Annotated in this window: 17 protein-coding genes, 2 riboswitches and 1 other annotated feature; of the genes, 5 read left to right on the top strand and 12 right to left on the bottom strand. The window is 37.9% G+C overall.

Translation table 11 applies throughout. The features are described from left to right. Positions 1-15 precede the first annotated feature (15 nt). The 3 genes from aroA to trpB form a co-directional block, all read right to left on the bottom strand. On the bottom strand, positions 16-1,293 hold the full coding sequence (aroA, locus tag BLS22_RS01940; protein ID WP_090549547.1) for a 3-phosphoshikimate 1-carboxyvinyltransferase: 1,278 nt from the start codon (positions 1,291-1,293) through the stop codon (positions 16-18). Beyond that, a complete protein-coding gene (locus tag BLS22_RS01935) occupies positions 1,277-2,404 on the bottom strand; it encodes a prephenate dehydrogenase (protein WP_090549544.1) in 1,128 nt (375 codons plus the stop codon). Before BLS22_RS01935 ends, aroA begins: the two co-directional genes overlap by 17 nt. A gap of 135 nt (positions 2,405-2,539) precedes the next feature. After that, positions 2,540-3,733: a tryptophan synthase subunit beta gene (gene trpB, locus BLS22_RS01930; RefSeq protein WP_090549541.1), complete on the bottom strand. Its 1,194-nt coding sequence runs from the start codon at positions 3,731-3,733 to the stop codon at positions 2,540-2,542. A gap of 224 nt (positions 3,734-3,957) precedes the next feature. Then, positions 3,958-4,219: a binding site (T-box leader), on the bottom strand. Positions 4,220-4,739: 520 nt separating this feature from the next. Between trpB and aroF the strand changes: the two genes are divergently transcribed. Then, positions 4,740-5,738, top strand: coding sequence for a 3-deoxy-7-phosphoheptulonate synthase (gene aroF, locus BLS22_RS01925; protein WP_090549539.1), 999 nt, complete (start codon positions 4,740-4,742; stop codon positions 5,736-5,738). A 206-nt stretch (positions 5,739-5,944) separates the two neighbouring features. Here aroF and BLS22_RS01920 read toward each other — a convergent pair whose 3' ends face one another. From BLS22_RS01920 to BLS22_RS01885, 8 genes are all read right to left on the bottom strand, one after another. Next, positions 5,945-7,690 carry an NADH-dependent [FeFe] hydrogenase, group A6 gene (locus BLS22_RS01920; protein ID WP_090549536.1) on the bottom strand — a complete coding sequence of 582 codons (1,746 nt, stop codon included), beginning with the start codon at positions 7,688-7,690 and terminating at the stop codon, positions 5,945-5,947. Between the two features lie 22 nt (positions 7,691-7,712). Next, entirely contained in the window at positions 7,713-9,362 is a 1,650-nt protein-coding gene (locus BLS22_RS01915) for a NuoF family protein (RefSeq protein ID WP_090549533.1), read from the bottom strand. Between the two features lie 17 nt (positions 9,363-9,379). Next, positions 9,380-9,769, bottom strand: coding sequence for a (2Fe-2S) ferredoxin domain-containing protein (locus tag BLS22_RS01910; RefSeq protein WP_090549530.1), 390 nt, complete (start codon positions 9,767-9,769; stop codon positions 9,380-9,382). A gap of 11 nt (positions 9,770-9,780) precedes the next feature. Continuing rightward, positions 9,781-10,290: an NADH-quinone oxidoreductase subunit NuoE family protein gene (locus BLS22_RS01905; protein WP_090549524.1), complete on the bottom strand. Its 510-nt coding sequence runs from the start codon at positions 10,288-10,290 to the stop codon at positions 9,781-9,783. 126 nt (positions 10,291-10,416) lie between these two features. Further along, the gene (locus BLS22_RS01900) at positions 10,417-10,908 is read right to left on the bottom strand and encodes an ECF transporter S component (protein WP_090549521.1); all 492 of its coding nucleotides are present in this window, start codon (positions 10,906-10,908) and stop codon (positions 10,417-10,419) included. Positions 10,909-10,974: 66 nt separating this feature from the next. Then, positions 10,975-11,694 carry a phosphatase gene (locus BLS22_RS01895; RefSeq protein WP_090549519.1) on the bottom strand — a complete coding sequence of 240 codons (720 nt, stop codon included), beginning with the start codon at positions 11,692-11,694 and terminating at the stop codon, positions 10,975-10,977. A 158-nt stretch (positions 11,695-11,852) separates the two neighbouring features. Continuing rightward, entirely contained in the window at positions 11,853-12,044 is a 192-nt protein-coding gene (locus BLS22_RS01890; RefSeq protein WP_090549516.1) for a hypothetical protein, read from the bottom strand. Between the two features lie 151 nt (positions 12,045-12,195). Next, positions 12,196-12,384 (bottom strand): hypothetical protein, encoded by a 189-nt coding sequence (locus BLS22_RS01885; RefSeq protein WP_090549513.1) that lies wholly within the window; start codon positions 12,382-12,384, stop codon positions 12,196-12,198. Between the two features lie 205 nt (positions 12,385-12,589). Between BLS22_RS01885 and dapG the strand changes: the two genes are divergently transcribed. Further along, the gene (gene dapG, locus BLS22_RS01880; RefSeq protein ID WP_330386448.1) at positions 12,590-13,843 is read left to right on the top strand and encodes an aspartate kinase; all 1,254 of its coding nucleotides are present in this window, start codon (positions 12,590-12,592) and stop codon (positions 13,841-13,843) included. A gap of 259 nt (positions 13,844-14,102) precedes the next feature. Here dapG and BLS22_RS01875 read toward each other — a convergent pair whose 3' ends face one another. Next, positions 14,103-14,432 (bottom strand): YerC/YecD family TrpR-related protein, encoded by a 330-nt coding sequence (locus BLS22_RS01875; protein ID WP_090551547.1) that lies wholly within the window; start codon positions 14,430-14,432, stop codon positions 14,103-14,105. 220 nt (positions 14,433-14,652) lie between these two features. Next, a riboswitch (SAM riboswitch) is annotated at positions 14,653-14,757 on the top strand. Positions 14,758-14,834: 77 nt separating this feature from the next. Further along, a riboswitch (SAM riboswitch) is annotated at positions 14,835-14,939 on the top strand. 73 nt (positions 14,940-15,012) lie between these two features. Between BLS22_RS01875 and BLS22_RS01870 the strand changes: the two genes are divergently transcribed. From BLS22_RS01870 to BLS22_RS01860, 3 genes are read left to right on the top strand one after another with little or no spacing between them, the layout of a single operon-like run. Continuing rightward, the gene (locus BLS22_RS01870) at positions 15,013-15,810 is read left to right on the top strand and encodes a methionine ABC transporter ATP-binding protein (RefSeq protein WP_090551545.1); all 798 of its coding nucleotides are present in this window, start codon (positions 15,013-15,015) and stop codon (positions 15,808-15,810) included. 1 nt (position 15,811) lies between these two features. After that, positions 15,812-16,462, top strand: a complete 651-nt coding sequence (locus BLS22_RS01865; RefSeq protein WP_090549508.1) for a methionine ABC transporter permease — start codon at positions 15,812-15,814, stop codon at positions 16,460-16,462. 4 nt (positions 16,463-16,466) lie between these two features. Further along, positions 16,467-17,297 (top strand): MetQ/NlpA family ABC transporter substrate-binding protein, encoded by an 831-nt coding sequence (locus BLS22_RS01860; protein ID WP_090549507.1) that lies wholly within the window; start codon positions 16,467-16,469, stop codon positions 17,295-17,297. Positions 17,298-17,399: the final 102 nt, after the last annotated feature.

Below are 17,399 nucleotides of genomic sequence, written 5' to 3'. Positions count from 1 at the left end.
CCCTTCCTTTTCCTGTTATTTTGTAACTGTCTTTAATGTTTTTTGGAAATCTGGGAAGGATATATCGATACATCCACTGTTTGCTACTTCTATAGGTCCATTGGCAAACAGACCACATACAGCCATGGCCATGGCAATCCTATGATCACCATAGCTTTCTACCCTGCCTCCAGTGATGCTATTAGATCCTTCAATCTCCATACCATCCGGTAGCTCCTTCACCTTAATTCCTACCTTTTGTAGCTCCGTTACCATGGAGGTAATGCGATTTGACTCCTTTACCTTCAATTCCTCTGCTCCAGTAATTATCGTTTTACCCTCTGCAGTAGCAGCAATTACAGCTATAACGGGGATTTCATCAATGAGCCTTGGGATAATTTCTTTTCCAATGCTAATACCCTGTAGCTTCTTCCCCTTAATGATGATATCTCCAGTTTCTTCTCCAGCCTTCTCCTGCAGATTATCTATTTCAATATCTGCTCCCATCTCCTTTAAGACATCAATGATTCCAGTACGGGTAGGATTCAAGCCCACTCCTTCAATGACTAAATGGGATTTAGGCATGGCGGCGGCAGCGGCCATAAAAAAAGCGGCGGAGGAAATATCGCCTGGTACATGGATTTCTTCACCATGAAGCTCTGATTTTCCTACTGTTACAATACCATTTTCGGTTTTGATATTGGCTCCTAAAGCCTTTAACATTCTTTCTGTATGGTCACGGGAGACAATTTCTTCCCTCACAATGGTATCCCCTTCTCCATAAAGACCTGCCAACAGAATGGCTGACTTTACTTGAGCACTAGATACAGGAGATGTATAATCAATTGCCTTTAAGTTTCCTCCTCTGATGACCAAGGGTGCCAAATTCCCTTTATCCCGTCCTTCAATCATAGCACCCATTTTTCTTAAGGGTACTGCTATCCTAGCCATTGGTCTTTTCCGAAGGGAGGCATCTCCCATAACAATCGTTAAAAACTCCTGTCCCGCCAATATTCCTGATAAAAGGCGGATGGTGGTACCAGAATTCCCTGCATCCAGTACACCTTCAGGCTCCCTTAAGCCATAAAGTCCCTTGCCATGAAGGATAATTTCTTCTCCCTTGTCCTCTACATCAATACCTAATCCCCTAAAGCAGCTAATGGTACTAATACAGTCTTCCCCCCGTAAAAATCCTTTAATGCTACTGGTTCCTTTACTAATGCTGGCCAGCATAACAGCCCTATGGGAGATGGATTTATCTCCAGGAACCGTAATCTTCCCTTCTATTCCTTGTATTTTATTTGTTACCAACATCTTCTATCTCTCCTTTGCGATAAGTTAAGGGAAAACCACCCTCTCTTAAAATATAAAATGCTTTTTCCTGTTCTTCCTTAGAAGCTAGACCTATTCTTACAGCCCCCTTCTCCCCTTGGCGTTCATGGAGAATTTCGATTTCTTTAATATTAATTTTATGGTTTCCTATAATTTGTGTAAGCTCTCCTAAAATTCCCGGTCGATCCTCAACATCAATGATTAAATCATATAGGGGAGGTATGTAATCCCTATAGGTATGAGGAATACTATCTCGAATTAATTTTGCTTTTTCTAAAGTCTCCAACACCCCTTTATATCCTTGGGTTTTCAGCAAATGTTTGAATTCCTCAAGCATATCCTCTAGGGCTTCAATTCCCTCCAATACCTCTGTTTGATTTAAGAAAAAAATGTCCTTCCACATATGGGGATTGCCGGCTGCAATTCTTGTGGTGTCTCTAAATCCCCCCCCTACAAAGGGTATATAGGAAATACTGTTTTGTCTATCCAGCATATTTGCCAACAAAACAGCTGCCAGGTGGGGAATATGACTTATGAGGGCAACAATTTTGTCGTGTTGTTGAGGCTCCACGATTACAGGATATGCACCTAATATTTCAACAAAAGTCTTTAGCTTATTAATTGTATCCTCTTTAGTATTGCTGTTGGGGGTAAGAAAATAATAGGCATTTTCATAGAGAAAGGGTGTGGCTGCCTTGATACCTCCTTTTTCCGATCCAGCCATGGGATGTCCTCCTATAAACTGAATATCTTGGGGTAAATCCTTAGAGGCAGCTTTCTCCACATATCCCTTAACACTACCTACATCAGTAACAATAACATTTTTAGGGAGAAAAGGGGCTATTTCCTTAAAAATTCCACTATAATAGCCGACAGGAGTAGCTACAATCACTAGATCTGCTCCTTGAACAGCATCCTTTAGACTGCTGTAGCCCATATCGATGACCCCTAGTGCTTTAGCCTCCTCTAGGGCTTCCTGAGATAAATCACAGCCTATGATTTTTCCTCTATATCCTGCTTTTTTTAGGGACAATGCTATAGAACCACCGATTAAGCCAACACCAATGATGACAATATTGTTAAATGGATGCATGCTACTTCTCTCCCTTATATATATTTGGTGTAAAAAAATAATAAATTTTATTTTATTTTAATTTAATACTTTACTGAATATTTCATCATCTGTCAAGCAATGTTTTTTTGTTTCATCTAATTTTTTAACAAAGAGCTATTGATTGTTATTTTTTTTGTTTAACTTTAAAAGTGTATCAATATCCTTATCTCCTCTTCCAGAAAGGTTGACTACGATAATATCTTCTTTATTGGTTTTAGGTGCTAACTCCATTAAATAGGCAATGGCATGGGAGCTTTCTAAGGCTGGTATAATTCCTTCTGATCTTGTTAAGTAATAAAAAGCCTCTACTGCTTCAGCATCGGTAACCCCTTGAAACTGCACTCTACCCATTTGATGAAGATAAGCAATCTCAGGTCCTATACCTGGATAATCCAATCCCGATGATATGGAATAAACCGGCATAATTTCTCCCTCCTGATCTTGGAGGACATAGGTGGCCATTCCGTGGATGACACCAATGCTTCCCTTGGTTAATGTGGCTGCATGATGCTGGGTATCCACCCCTAAACCGGCTGCTTCAACCCCATGGATTTTTACTTCCTTATCTTCGATAAAGGGATAAAACAGTCCCATGGCATTACTTCCACCTCCAGCACAAGCAATTAAATAATCGGGAAGTCTTCCTTCCTTTTGGATAATTTGTTCCTTCACTTCATCTCCTATAATCCTTTGAAAATCCCTCACCATAGTAGGGTAGGGATGGGGGCCTACTACAGAACCGATGACGTAAAAGGTGTCTTCTATGTTTTCAGCCCAGTCCTTTATAGCCTCATCAACAGCCTCCTTCAGGGTTCCAGTTCCTACGGCTACAGAATGAACCTTTGCTCCCAGCATCTCCATCTTAAAAACATTTAAAGCCTGTCTTTCTACATCTTCCTTCCCCATATAAATTTCACAGGATAATCCAAACATTGCACAAATCGTAGCTGTTGCCACCCCATGCTGACCTGCTCCTGTTTCAGCAATAATACGGTTTTTCCCCATTCTTTTTGCTAGTAGGACTTGACCAATAACATTATTAATTTTATGGGCTCCTGTATGATTTAAATCTTCTCGTTTTAGATAGATTTTTCCCCCCCCTAGTTTTTGTGTTAGATTTTCAGCAAAATATAGGGGTGTAGGTCTTCCTGAATATTCCTTTACATAATATCTATACTCCTCTTGAAATTTTTCATCCTCTTTTGCCTTGATAAATTCATTTTCTACTTCCTCCAATACCGCCACTATAGCTGGGGGAACAAATTGTCCTCCAAATTCACCAAATGTTTTTTCTAATTGTTTTTTCATGTTATCATCTCCTAATTTAATTTTAATTTTAAATTTTTTTAAAACCTTTCACCAGCCACCTTCATAACATTAAAACCACCTCCCCAAAAAAACAAAAAGCACGCCATCCCCTGCAGGGACGAAATGCTTTGATTCCGTGTTGCCACCCTTGTTAGACGTAAAACTATCTTTTGTAGGTGAACTTCTTTAAGTATTTAGGGAAACAAAAAAACACTTCGATCCCTATATAGGACGAAATGTTCTACTCCGTGTTGCCACCTATTTTAGATAGTCTATACTATCTCACTCTCCCAGGTACGGAAATAGTGTCTGTCTATTTCGATACCCTGTCTCTATAACGTAAGACCTACGGCATGTGATACTCTCCTAGGATTTCCCACTGCTTCTCCTGGAACCATTCAATAAGTCCATCGGCATCAGGCTTTCACCACCCCTGACTCGCTTTTGCTTAAGAACGCACCTACTTTTTCCAATCACAGAATTTCATGACAATTTATTTTTTTATAATTCTAATATTCTTTTTCAATTTTGTCAATATAAATTTTTAAGAATTTTTTAATAAATATTAATTTTTTTATTGACAATTTAAATATTTTTCATTATAATTAATTTTAAAATTTTCTATAAATTGCTGGATATTTTATTAAAAGTGCATATACTATATTAAAAATATATGAAACTATGAAGGGTGATTCCTATGTTGGATACAATTAAAAGAAATACCAAATTAAATAGCTATTATTTTAACTTTTACTGGGGCTTTTACTTTTTTAGCGCCAGCTATTTTGCATGGAAAAATAATAGGTATAAGTATTTCTTTCTAAGGAACAGTATTAATAGAGGATGGGTACCAGTATAGTTTTTATAAAACTATATTCACTCTTTGTTATACAGGTGGACTCCTAGAAGGAGTCCACCTTTTTATTTTATAAATCAATAGGATAGGAGCAGCAGCTTTTTAAAGGATTTTAAAAAAATATTAAAGAAAATGAAGGAGGAAGTGAAAATGGTAATTGTAATGAAACCAACAGCACCACAGGAGATGATTGAAAAAATTGTAAAGAAAATGACGAGTTTGGGATGTCAGGTCCACCAATCCCAAGGAGCAAATTACTGTTTATTAGGATTAGTAGGGGATACAAGCAAAATTAACCCTAGTCAAATCGAAGCCAATAAGTACGTTGATAAACTTTTGAGGGTACAACAGCCTTATAAGCTTGCCAACAGACTTTTTCATCCTGAGGATACAATTATTGACATAGACGGTCTTAAAATAGGCGGGGGACATGTAGCTATTATGGCGGGACCCTGCTCTGTAGAAAGTGAAGAACAATTGATGACCATTGCCCATGCTGTTAAAGAGTCTGGGGCACAATTTTTACGGGGTGGAGCCTTCAAGCCAAGAACCTCTCCCTACAGCTTCCAGGGCATGGGGGAAGAAGGACTAAAACTACTGAAAAAAGCTAAGGAAGCCACTGGAATGCCTATTGTAACAGAGGTTATGTGTCAGGATACCTTTGATGTTGTGGAGGAATACGCTGATATTTTACAAATTGGTGCCAGAAATATGCAAAACTTCCCTCTATTGAAACGGGCAGGAAAATCTCAAAAACCAATTTTGCTAAAGAGGGGACTATCCGCCACCATTGAAGAGCTTTTAATGTCAGCAGAATACATTATGGCGGAAGGAAACCTCAATGTGATTTTATGTGAAAGGGGTATTCGAACCTTTGAAACCTACACAAGAAATACACTAGACATCAGTGCTGTTCCTGTTATCAAGGAGTTAAGTCATTTACCGATTATCATTGATCCTAGCCACGCCACTGGAAAGTGGGCTATGGTGGAGCCTTTATCTAAAGCTTCTATTGCGGTTGGTGCCGATGGTCTTATTATTGAAGTTCATCATCAACCAGAATGTGCCCTTTCCGATGGTGCCCAATCCCTAAAGCCTAAAAAGTTTGCACAATTGATGGAGGCTATTAAAAAAATCAGCGAAATTTAATAAGAAGATTTTAATCATTTATTAAGCTATGCAATGTTTCCTATTTGCTGGTGTCCCTTAAAAAGAAGACTAACATTTGTTTTAGAAAATTTTTAAGTTATCAACCAAGGGCTTCTAACTTGGATTTTGAAACATATGCATAGCTTTATTATAATGATTTTCTCCGGTGCTATTGTTTACTAACCTAGTAGATTACATATTGTTATCTATATTCTTTCTTTAGGGGTAAAGCTGGTATGTAACAGTTTATGGGCCAATTCCCCATAGGGCTCTCCTAAGTATTCCTCATACAATTTTATCACTTCAGAATTTAGATGGGACTTACGGATGGTTTTTCTTTCGTCCTCTTTATAAATAGCCTGCTGTCGTTTTTTTACAATTTCATCATTGCCATAATGGTAGGGTTGTCCTCCACCCCCGATACACCCACCAGGACAGGCCATAATTTCAATAGCATGGTACTGAGATTTTCCACTACGGATATCCTCCAGCAGCTGTCTAGCATTGCCTAAGCCATGGGCAATACCTATTTTTATTTGCTGACCATCGAGGGGAACTGTAGCTTCCCTTAGTCCCTCCATGCCCCTTAATTGGTGGAACTCTACTTTTTCTAACTCTTTCCCTGTAATCCACTCATAGGCCGTACGCATGGCTGCTTCAATGACGCCGCCAGTAGTACCAAAAATAGTGGCGGCTCCAGTGGATTCCCCCAAAGGACGATCAAATTCTTCATCTGCTAGCTTATCAAAGTCAATACCTGCTTCCTTCAGCATATCTCCTAATTCCCTTGTAGTAATAACAACATCCACATTGTCCTGATCATCAATACTAAGCTCTGTTCTAGCAGCCTCGGCTTTTTTAGCAACACAGGGCATTACGGAAACTACTACGATGTTTTTGGGATCAATACCTAATTTCTCAGCTAAGTAGGTTTTAGCCAACGTTCCAAACATAATATGGGGGGATTTACAGGTGGAGGGTACATCCACCAGCTCTGGAAACTGATGCTCAATAAAGCTAACCCAAGCTGGACAGCAACTGGTTAGCATAGGAAGTCTTCCTCCATTTTCCAAGCGATGGATCAGCTCCTTAGCCTCCTCCATAATAGTAACATCTGCTCCAAATTCTGTATCACAAACCTGATCAAATCCCAATTTTCTCAGAGCAGCCGCTAGTTTCCCTGTTACAATGGTACCTGCCTCCATCCCAAACAGTTCTCCTAATGCCACCCGTATTGCCGGTGCAGCCTGGACAATAACATATTTATCAGGATGATGAAGGGCTTCCCATACCTTTCGAGTATGATTCACCTCTGTCAAGGCTGCTGTAGGGCAAACAGCTACACATTGACCACAATAGGTACAGGAGGTTTCCACCATAGGTAGATTAAAGGCAGGGCCTACCACCGTTTCAAACCCCCTATTTAAAGCCGATAAAATACCACAGGTTTGTATTTCATTGCAAGCGGTTTCACAGCGACGACATAATATGCACTTGTCCTGGTTTTTAATAACTGCTTGACTGGAGGTATCTAGATGATACTTGTTTCTCTTTCCTGAATAATGGATTTCTCTAATATTTAATTCTTGGGCTAAGGCTTGTAGCTCACACCGCAAATTTCTCTGGCAAATAAGGCAATCGGTAGGATGATTGGATAGCAATAGCTCTACCGCCACTCTTCTAGCCTTGATAGATCTTATGGTGTCGGTACGAATCACCATGCCATCATTAATAGGTGTGGCACAGGCCGGTGCCAGATTAGGACGATTTTCCACCTCCACCATACATACCCTGCAGGAGGCGGTACGGTTCACCATTTTCAGATCATGGAGGTCCAAATGACATAGGGTTGGAATCTTAATGCCTGCTTCTACTGCTGCATTCAATATTGTGTATTCCCTTGGAACCTTTACTTCTTTATCATTGATTGTCACTTTAACATATTCCTTCAAAATTTCACCGCCTTTATCCTTATTATTTCGGTACTACTGGCTGCTTTTTCTTTTTACCCATAGAGCATACTCCTGCTGGACAGATTTTGTTAAATATGTGTTCATGATATTCTTCTGGAAAATATTCCATTGTACTTAAAATAGGATTTGGAGAGCTTTGTCCTAGGCCACAAAGGGAGCTATCCTTAATAATTTTTCCTAAGGTTTTAAGATTTTTTAAATCATCTTCTGTTCCCTTTCCATTAGAAATCCTTACTAAAATCTCATGTAATCTTTTATTCCCTATTCTACAGGGGGTACACTTCCCACAGGATTCATCTTCTGTAAATTCTAAATAAAATTTTGCAATATTTATCATACAATCATTTTCATCCATGACAATCATTCCCCCTGAACCCATCATGGACCCGATATCCTTTAAGGTTTCATAATCTATTGGGGTATCTAAATAATCCTCAGGAATACACCCCCCTGAAGGTCCCCCCGTCTGGACTGCTTTAAATTTATGGTTTTCACGGATGCCTCCTCCTATATCGTAGATAATCTCCCTTAGGGTAATCCCCATAGGCACCTCCACTAGACCAACGTTGTTTACCTTTCCAGCCAAGGCAAAAACCTTTGTTCCTTTACTTTTTTCTGTCCCTATACCGTTAAACCATTTAGGTCCCTTTAAAATAATTTGTGGAATATTTGCAAAGGTTTCTACATTGTTAACACAGGTAGGTTTGTCCCATAATCCGCTTTCCGCTGGAAATGGTGGCTTTGCATTAGGTTCCCCCCGACCACCCTCTACGGAGTTGATAAGGGCTGTTTCTTCTCCACATACAAAAGCTCCGGCACCATATTTTAATTCAATATCAAAATTAAAGCTGCTATCAAATATCTTTTCTCCTAGAAAACCATACTCTGTAGCTTGGTTTATGGCAATATTTAATCGGTGAATAGCTAAGGGATACTCAGCTCGAATATAGATGTAGCCCTTTTCTGCTCCGATGGCATAGCCTGCTATGGCCATGGCCTCTAGAACACTATGGGGATCTCCCTCTAGAATACTCCTGTCCATAAAGGCCCCTGGATCTCCCTCATCAGCATTGCAGATAATAAATTTTAAATCGTTTTTATTACGATAGGTTAGCTCCCACTTATATCCAGTAGGAAAACCACCACCACCTCTACCTCTAAGACCACTGTCTTTTACTATGCCTATCACTTCCTCTGGAGTCATTTGGGTTAGCACCTTTCCTAAGGCTAAATAACCACCTTCAGCTATGTACTCCTGAATATCTTCAGGGTTAATGAATCCGCAGTTTCTTAAGGCAATTCTCAACTGTTTATGATAAAAAGATATGTTCTCTTGTTCTTGAATCTTTTTCTCATTGCTAGGTTCTTTATACAATAACCTGTCTACTATTCTGCCTTTTACCACATGCTCCTCAACAATTTCTTTAATATCCTGGGGTTTTACCTCCACATAAAATACATGGTCAGGATGAATTTTTACGATAGGACCCTTCTCACAAAAGCCAAAGCATCCAGTCTTTACTACCTGGACTTCTTTATCATAACCAACGCCTTCTAGTTCTTCATGGAACTTCTGAATTATATCCCTACTCTCTTGAGATTCACAGGCAGTTCCACCACAGACTAGTACATGTAATCGATAGTTCCTCATTCACTTCCCTCCAGTCTCTATGCCTTATGAAAGGATTTAGAAATAATGGAGTCCTGTAGTAGCTCTCCATTTTCTATATGCTTTTCAATAATGTCTATAGCCTTTTTCTTATCTACCTTCCCATATAGAATAGCTGCTTCTCCTGGGACATTTACCTGTACAATAGGTTCATCATGACAATAACCCATACATCCTACTTGGACTAAATATACATTTTTAAGATTTCTCTTATCAATCTCTTCAAAAAGAGTATTAAAGGTTTCACGAGCCCCAGCCGCAATGCCGCAGGTGGCCATTCCCACCATTACTTTTATATGTTCCTCCTCTCCTGCCCTTCTTATAGTAAGTCTGTCATTGGCAGCTTCTCTGATCTTTTTTAATTCCTCTAGGGATTTAATCGCCTTCATGCTTTAACCTCCTATTGATATTCAGATAAGATTGCATCAATTTCTTCTGGTTTCACCCTCCCATATACCTTATCATTAATAACAATTAGGGGGGCTAAGCCACAAGCTCCAACACATCGAACATCCTTCAATGTGAATTTCTTGTCCTCTGTGGTGTCTCCTACGGAAACCTTTAGCCTACTTTGGAATTCCTCCAAAAGCTTATTGGCTCCTTTGACAAAACAGGCGGTTCCTGTGCAGACGTTGATGACATACTCTCCTCTAGCTTCTTCAGTAAAATAAGTATAAAAAGAAACCACACCATTTACCTTAGCCCCTGATAATCCTAGTTTTCTTGCAATGAACAACTGAACATCTCTTGGCAAGTAACCAAAAATATCTTGGGCCTTATGGAGAATCTGTATCAATCTTCCCTCTAAAGAAGGTAAGCTATTGATATATTCCTCCAGCTCATCATAATGCTCCTTAGGTAGGGTTTCTTCAAGATTATTTTTTTCTTTTACTCTAAGCTCCTCAGGCATTTTGTTCCTCCTCTCTTACAAGTATTTAGATTTACCCTATTATTGTGAATAAATTCTTCATTGGTTATTCTTTGCTTTACACAAAAATAAATCCCCTCAGGGATTTATTTAATGTTTGTTTAAAGTTTATTTTAATAGCTTTGAAATAAAGATGGCTAAAAACCCACCAATCAAGGCGGTATATAGTTGGGGCCAAGTAAAGGCGGCTATGAGGTTTAGTGGTACCTGGGGAATAAATAAGGTGACTAGGTATCTTATGGAAAGGGCTAAAAATATAAATTTCCCAAAGGCTGCTGGAATGATGGCCCTATAGTCATTAGCCAATCGTTCTTTCCTATAAAAATAATTAAATATGTAGGCAAAAATACTATTACCTATCATAATAAAGGGTATCAAGGGTAGTAGTGGAGTAATGCCAATTAAAAATGCTATGAGGGGTGTAAGACATCCTATCATAACAGCTGAAACCACCCCTACCTTGATGACACTGATAATTAAAATAAGATTTATCAATGGTCCTACTATAGGTTGGGCAAAGGTTCTAAAGGCAATTTGAAAAATTAAAGCTAAAGACAACAATAAACTAGTTCTTGTAATAAAATAAGTGGTTTTTTTCATATCATTTTCTCCACTCCCTGCATAGATTAATTTTCTATCTATACCTATGCAGATTGATTTTTAAAATTACTTTTGTTTTTTACTCAGGGCTGCTTTTAGTCTTTCTACAGAAGTGTTCATCACTAATTCCTCTGGCACCTGAAGGTCCTCTAGCATCTCCTGTGCCACAGAAAAGTTTCCTATATGAAAGGCAATATGGGCATCACTACCTACTACTACAGAAACCCCCTTGTCACGACATGCCTTTAAGATATTGTAGCAGTTTTCCTTACTACCCACCCTAAAGGTTTCTGGTTTGAGGGAACTATTGTTAATTTCTATTAGGGTGTTGTACTCTTTAGCAGCATCTATTACCTTTTCAATATCTATTGGATAGGCTGGGTTTCCAGGATGTCCGATAATATGTATATAGGGATTTTTTATAACGTTGATGAGGGCATGGGTATTTTCCTCCACAGTTCCTGATTTGATACAGGGGTGATGTAGGCTGGCGATAACCAAATCTAAATCCTTTAGAACATTGTCTGAAAGGTCCAGCTTTCCATCATAATCCAATATATTTACCTCTACCCCCCTCAAAACTTCCACCCCATTTATTTCTTTTGGTACAACCCTTAAATTTCTAAAATGCAATTTATGGGCACTTCCAGGCATCTTAGGCCCATGGTCAGTAATAGCAATCAATTGAAAGTCTATGGTTTTAGCATAGGCAGCCATTTCTTGTATAGTGCTATAGGCATGACCACTGGATAAAGTGTGGCAATGGGTATCTAATATAAGCTTCATAAACATCTATCTCCTTCCATTATTTTTTATATGTTTTATTATTTTCCAATAAAGTTATGTTTATTATAGCAAATACTATTGTTGACAAAAAGCTGTATTTTATTACAAAAACAAAAAGGGCAGAAACTCTACCCTTTTTGTTTGGCAAGGCATTTAACTTAGTAAGCCCAGAAATATCTTCCACCAAATAACAATACTAGTAACAAGAAGAAGAATAATAAGCTATCTCCTGTACCTCTAAATATACCGCAGTTACAGAAGATTATTACTAGCAATAGGAAGAAGAATAATATGCTGCTTTGGCCACCAAATAAACCGCCTAATACATTGCTCTTAGCTACTTCACTCATTTATTAGCACCCTCCTTATAATTCTTATTAGGACTATCTCTAGTCTTAATATATACTATGTTAAAACTGATAAAATGGTTACCTCCATAGGTTAGCTAAGTAAAATATTTTACCTAGCTAACCCTAGAAGTCTTGTTATTTAACCCTCATGCTAACATATTCCCCGTCCAGTAAATAGCACTACCAATATTAATAAGAAGAATAATAGGCTATCACCTGAATCTCTAAATAGACGACAGTTACAGAAGATTATTACCAGCAATAAAAAGAAAAACAATATACTGGTGTCCCCTTTGAAAAAACCTCCTAAAACCCCTGTTCCTTTTACAGCATCACTCATTTATTGACACCTCACTCTCTCATAGTTTTGTATCGTGTCTCATTCTATATTATGAAATGGAGGTCTATTTTGTGCATTTTGGAATTTATAAAATCCACATTTATTGTGGGGATATTAAATAGCCAAAACATCCATACTTTTTTAAAAATTTGATTTCTGTTCCTGTAGAACATTTATCCTATTGAAGCATATTTTAAATATAAGGATGAATAATTTCAATAAATATGGGGTGGTTTGTGTGGATATTATTGTGCAAAAATTTGGAGGAACCTCCGTGTCTACAAGAGAAAGAAGAAAAATGGTTATTGATAAAATAACTGAGGGAAAAAAAGCTGGCTACAGCCTGGTCATTGTGGTTTCTGCTATGGGCCGTAAAGGGGAGCCCTATGCCACAGATACCCTGAGGAATCTAGTATTGGAAAATGCCCCCAGCTGTAGCTTAAAGCACCTAGATCTTTTAATGTCCTGTGGTGAAATCATCTCTTCTGTCGTATTGGCCTCCTCTTTAGAAGAAGCTGGTTTTGATGTAGTGGCCCTCACAGGTTATCAGGCGGGACTTTTAACAGATGATAGCTTTAGTAATGCAGACATATTATCAATAGATGCTAGTAAAATATTAAAGCATTTGGAAGAGGACAAAATCGTTGTCATTTCTGGCTTCCAAGGGGCTACAAAGGATAATGAAATTACTACCCTAGGTCGTGGAGGCAGCGATACAACAGCTGTGGCCCTAGGAGTAGCCTTAAATGCAAAGTGTGTAGAGATTTATACCGACGTAGACGGTATCATGACAGCAGATCCAAATGTAGTGCCAAAAGCAAAAATAATCCATGAGATGAATTATGATGAAGTTTTTCAAATGGCCGATAAGGGAGCAAAGGTTATCCATCCAAGAGCAGTGGAAATTGCTCAAAATGGTAATATCCCTTTGAAAATTAAAAATACCATGTCTACCCATCCTGGCACCACTGTTTATTACTGCAGGAAAAATGGTACCCTCCCTTATTCTTCTAAATCCTCTAAAGGTTTATTAACTGCCATTACCCATAAGGATGATATAAGTCAGATATCCATTTATACAGAGGCCAATCCTGAAAAAGACAGCCAATTACTATCGGCTCTAGCCTGTGGAAATATCAGTATCGATATGATTAACTTCTTTGTCGATAAAAAAATCTTCACCATTGATGGAAGTCAAAACTTAAATCTTAAAAACATACTAAGGGATTTTGATGTAAAGTATACTATTTTAAATAACTGTAGTAAGGTAACTATTGTAGGCTGTCGAATTACTGGAATACCAGGAGTTATGGCTACAGTTGTCAGTGCCTTAGCCAAGGAAGGAATTAAAATCCTTCAAAGTTCTGACTCCCATTCTACTATCTCCTGCCTTGTACCACAGGAGGCAGGAAAAAAAGCCGTCAATATCTTACATGAGGCTTTCCATTTAGATCAATAGCACTATAAAATTATGTTAAATATCACTGTTGATTTTCGTCTAAATAATGATAATAAGACCTGCTGGAGCTTTTGTCATGCTATGGTATCTGAAGGTAGTGAAGGATCTCAATTGATAGCAACCATTATTATATCCTCCACTATTGCTTGGAATGATACCAATTACAAGACCGAGAGGTTTTTATAAAACATCAACAATTATCTTTCAACAGAACCCAACTTAAAAACAGGGAAATCCTAATGTTAGGATTTCCCTGTTTTTATTCTTGTTGTAAATCTTCTTCACTTTGTTTTTGTTGTTCGTCTAACCTTTTTAGGACTAGCTTATATCCGTCGGCCCCATAATGAAGGCAACGATTAACTCTACTAATGGTGGCGGTACTGGCCCCCGTAGTTTTTTCTATTTCAATGTAGGTTCGCCCTTCCTTCAGTAGCTTGGCAACCTCTAGCCTTTGGGATATGGATTGAATTTCTTTAATGGTGCAAACATCTTCAAAAAATCTATAGCACTCCTCTACTGTCTCTAGCTCTAAAATCGCTTCAAATAACGCATCGGTAAATCCATCTTTAATTCTTGACTGATAAGACATCATCTCACCCCAAACATACATTTTAATATAAACTTCTACCTTTTTCTCCTTTTTCCTTTTAATTAAATAAAAATTTTTCTGACAAAATAATATATCTCCGTTGTTACCTACAGAAAAAATAACAACAAAAATTTATTTTATTTTTATTATTGACTTTTTTTCCAAAAACTAATATAATGTATTTTATGATTGAAGTAAAAAATTAAATCGAATTATTATACTCTTATCAAGAGAGGTGGAGGGACTGGCCCGATGAAACCCGGCAACCGCGATTACGATCGAAGGTGCCAATTCCTGCAACACATTATGTGTTGAAAGATGAGGGAGGAATCTATACTTTTGATGCCTCTTTCGTTGTGAAAGTGGTTTTTTTATTATAAAAATTTAATACTTAATGAAACACTCTTATCAAGAGAGGTGGAGGGACTGGCCCGATGAAACCCGGCAACCGCGATTACGATCGAAGGTGCCAATTCCAGCAGCACATCATGTGCTGAGAGATGAGGGAGGGAACTATTGTTTTGGTGCCTCTTTCGTCGAGAAAGTGGTTTTTTTATTTTATAGAAAGAGGTGTAAAACCATGATTGAGTTAAAAAACATCAGTAAGCTTTATGAATCAAAGGAGGGGAATGTTTTAGCCTTAAAGAACATCAGTTTAACCGTAGATAAGGGAGATATCTACGGTATCATGGGTCTTAGCGGTGCTGGAAAATCTACTTTGATCCGTTGTATTAATCTACTAGAGAAGCCTACCTCAGGAGAGGTTCGGATAGATGGTATCGACCTAACAAAGCTTTCTCCTAATAACCTTAGAAAATGCCGTCGAGATATGGGTATGATTTTTCAAAATTATCATTTGCTAACCAGTAGAACTGTAGAGAAAAATGTAGCCTATCCCCTAGAGTTGGATGGTATGAAAAAAGACGAAATAAAGATTAGAGTTCATCAATTGCTAGAATTAGTAGGCCTTCAAGACAAAAAGAATCATTACCCTTCTCAATTAAGTGGGGGACAAAGACAAAGGGTTGCTATTGCCAGGGCTTTAGCCACAAATCCCAAAATATTGTTAAGTGATGAAGCTACTTCTGCCTTAGATCCCATCACCAGTAGAAGCATCTTGAACCTATTAAGAGAAATTAATGAAAAGTTAGATATTACAGTTGTACTGATTACCCATCAAATGGAGGTTATTCAACAAATCTGTAAGAAGGTGGCTGTGTTAAAGGACGGAGAGATTGTAGAGAGGGGTTGTGTAAACCAAATATTTAAGACACCTCAGCATCCCTATACCAATCTCCTATTGGGTAACAAGGCCTTCGAAAAACATCAGCCTATACCACTGGATTTGTTCAGAAATGTAAAGGTAGGAGGTTTATAAAATGGATAAATTATTGAGCTTGATTATTCCTTCTCTACAGGAAACACTTTATATGGTTTCAATATCTACCCTAATAGCTGTTTTGATTGGAACACCTATAGGAATTATTTTGGTGATTACTAGAAAAAATCATATTATGGAAAATAAAGGGCTCCACAACATTTTTTCCTATATTGTCAATATAGGGAGATCCTTTCCCTTTATCATCCTGATGATTTCTATCATTCCTTTTACTAGAGGAATTGTGGGGACTTCTATCGGAACAACTGCCGCTATTGTTCCTTTGACGGTAGCTACCATTCCCTTCTTTTCTAGAATTATAGAAAATGCTCTATTGGAGGTTAATAAAGGCGTTATAGAAGCCTCTCAAGCTATGGGAGCTACAAACCTACAAATTATTTATAAGGTTTTGATTCCAGAAAGCATGCCAGCTATTATCCTAGGCATTACCATTACTCTAGTAAATGTCATTGGCTATTCAGCCATGGCGGGGGCTGTAGGAGGAGGTGGTCTAGGGGATTTAGCAATACGCTATGGTTATCATCGTTTTGATAAAAACCTTATGATATGGACAGTACTTGTATTGATTGTCATGGTACAGTTCATACAGATTTCAGGAACTATTTTAGCTAAAAAAATTGACAGGAGGTAACAATATGAAAAAGAAAAGTATTTTATTTATTATTGGATTATTGGTAATTAGTTTATTAGCAGGCTGCACCCAAGCTGAAGATACAAGTGGTGATACTGCTATAACAGAGGAAGAAACAGCTATAATAAAGGTTGGTGCCACCCCAGTTCCCCATTCAGAAATATTAGAATTTATTAAACCTATTCTAGCAGATAAAGGTATCACGTTAGATATTGTAGAATTTACTGATTACGTTACACCAAACCTAGCTTTAGGTGATGGAGAAATTGATGCCAACTTTTTTCAGCACGTTCCCTATATGGAAACTTTTGCAGCTAACAATGGTTTAGAATTAACTGCTGCCACAAAGGTTCATGTAGAGCCTTTAGGCTTATATTCTAAAAAACTTACTAGCATTGAAGAATTAGAGGATGGTGCAACTATTGCTATCCCCAATGACCCAACCAATGGCGGTAGAGCTCTTTTATTACTTCAATATTATGGATTCATTGAATTGAAAGAGGATGCTTCCTTAACAGCCACCGAAATGGATATTGCATCTAACCCTAAAAATTTAAAATTTATTTCTTTAGAATCTCCACAACTACCTAGAGCTTTGGATGATGTTGAGGCTGCTATTATCAACACCAATTATGCTCTAGAGGCTGGATTTAACCCTATAAATGATTCATTAATCATGGAGGATGCCAACTCTCCCTATGCCAACGTATTAACCATTCGTTCTGAAGATAAAAACAATGAAAAAATTCTAACTTTAATTGAAATATTAAATTCTTCAGAGGTTAAGGAATTCATTGAAACTAAATATCAAGGAGCAGTAGTACCTGCTTTTTAATTAGTGTCATAAAGCCATCATTTTTTCTAATGATGGCTTTTCTTCATGGTCTTTTATTGGTGCTCTATCCTTTCCTGAAGCTATGTTTTAAAAGGTCCAGCA

Source organism: Natronincola ferrireducens (genome assembly GCF_900100845.1).
Taxonomy (GTDB): domain Bacteria; phylum Bacillota; class Clostridia; order Peptostreptococcales; family Natronincolaceae; genus Natronincola_B; species Natronincola_B ferrireducens.
The sequence above is the reverse complement of the archived record's forward strand: the minus strand, read 5'-3'. Positions and strand labels throughout refer to the sequence as shown.

Bases quoted from the DNA above. Each gene is read 5' to 3' on its own strand.
- BLS22_RS01910 (WP_090549530.1), bottom strand. From the start codon at position 9,769: ATGAAGGCGATTAAATCCCTAGAGGAATTAAAAAAGATCAGAGAAGCT.
- trpB (WP_090549541.1), bottom strand. From the start codon at position 3,733: ATGAAAAAACAATTAGAAAAAACATTTGGTGAATTTGGAGGACAATTT.
- BLS22_RS01860 (WP_090549507.1), top strand. From the start codon at position 16,467: ATGAAAAAGAAAAGTATTTTATTTATTATTGGATTATTGGTAATTAGT.
- BLS22_RS01935 (WP_090549544.1), bottom strand. From the start codon at position 2,404: ATGCATCCATTTAACAATATTGTCATCATTGGTGTTGGCTTAATCGGT.
- BLS22_RS01870 (WP_090551545.1), top strand. From the start codon at position 15,013: ATGATTGAGTTAAAAAACATCAGTAAGCTTTATGAATCAAAGGAGGGG.
- BLS22_RS01865 (WP_090549508.1), top strand. From the start codon at position 15,812: ATGGATAAATTATTGAGCTTGATTATTCCTTCTCTACAGGAAACACTT.
- aroF (WP_090549539.1), top strand. From the start codon at position 4,740: ATGGTAATTGTAATGAAACCAACAGCACCACAGGAGATGATTGAAAAA.
- BLS22_RS01915 (WP_090549533.1), bottom strand. From the start codon at position 9,362: ATGAGGAACTATCGATTACATGTACTAGTCTGTGGTGGAACTGCCTGT.
- aroA (WP_090549547.1), bottom strand. From the start codon at position 1,293: ATGTTGGTAACAAATAAAATACAAGGAATAGAAGGGAAGATTACGGTT.
- BLS22_RS01895 (WP_090549519.1), bottom strand. From the start codon at position 11,694: ATGAAGCTTATATTAGATACCCATTGCCACACTTTATCCAGTGGTCAT.
- dapG (WP_330386448.1), top strand. From the start codon at position 12,590: ATGAATAATTTCAATAAATATGGGGTGGTTTGTGTGGATATTATTGTG.
- BLS22_RS01905 (WP_090549524.1), bottom strand. From the start codon at position 10,290: ATGCCTGAGGAGCTTAGAGTAAAAGAAAAAAATAATCTTGAAGAAACC.
- BLS22_RS01885 (WP_090549513.1), bottom strand. From the start codon at position 12,384: ATGAGTGATGCTGTAAAAGGAACAGGGGTTTTAGGAGGTTTTTTCAAA.
- BLS22_RS01890 (WP_090549516.1), bottom strand. From the start codon at position 12,044: ATGAGTGAAGTAGCTAAGAGCAATGTATTAGGCGGTTTATTTGGTGGC.
- BLS22_RS01875 (WP_090551547.1), bottom strand. From the start codon at position 14,432: ATGTCTTATCAGTCAAGAATTAAAGATGGATTTACCGATGCGTTATTT.
- BLS22_RS01900 (WP_090549521.1), bottom strand. From the start codon at position 10,908: ATGAAAAAAACCACTTATTTTATTACAAGAACTAGTTTATTGTTGTCT.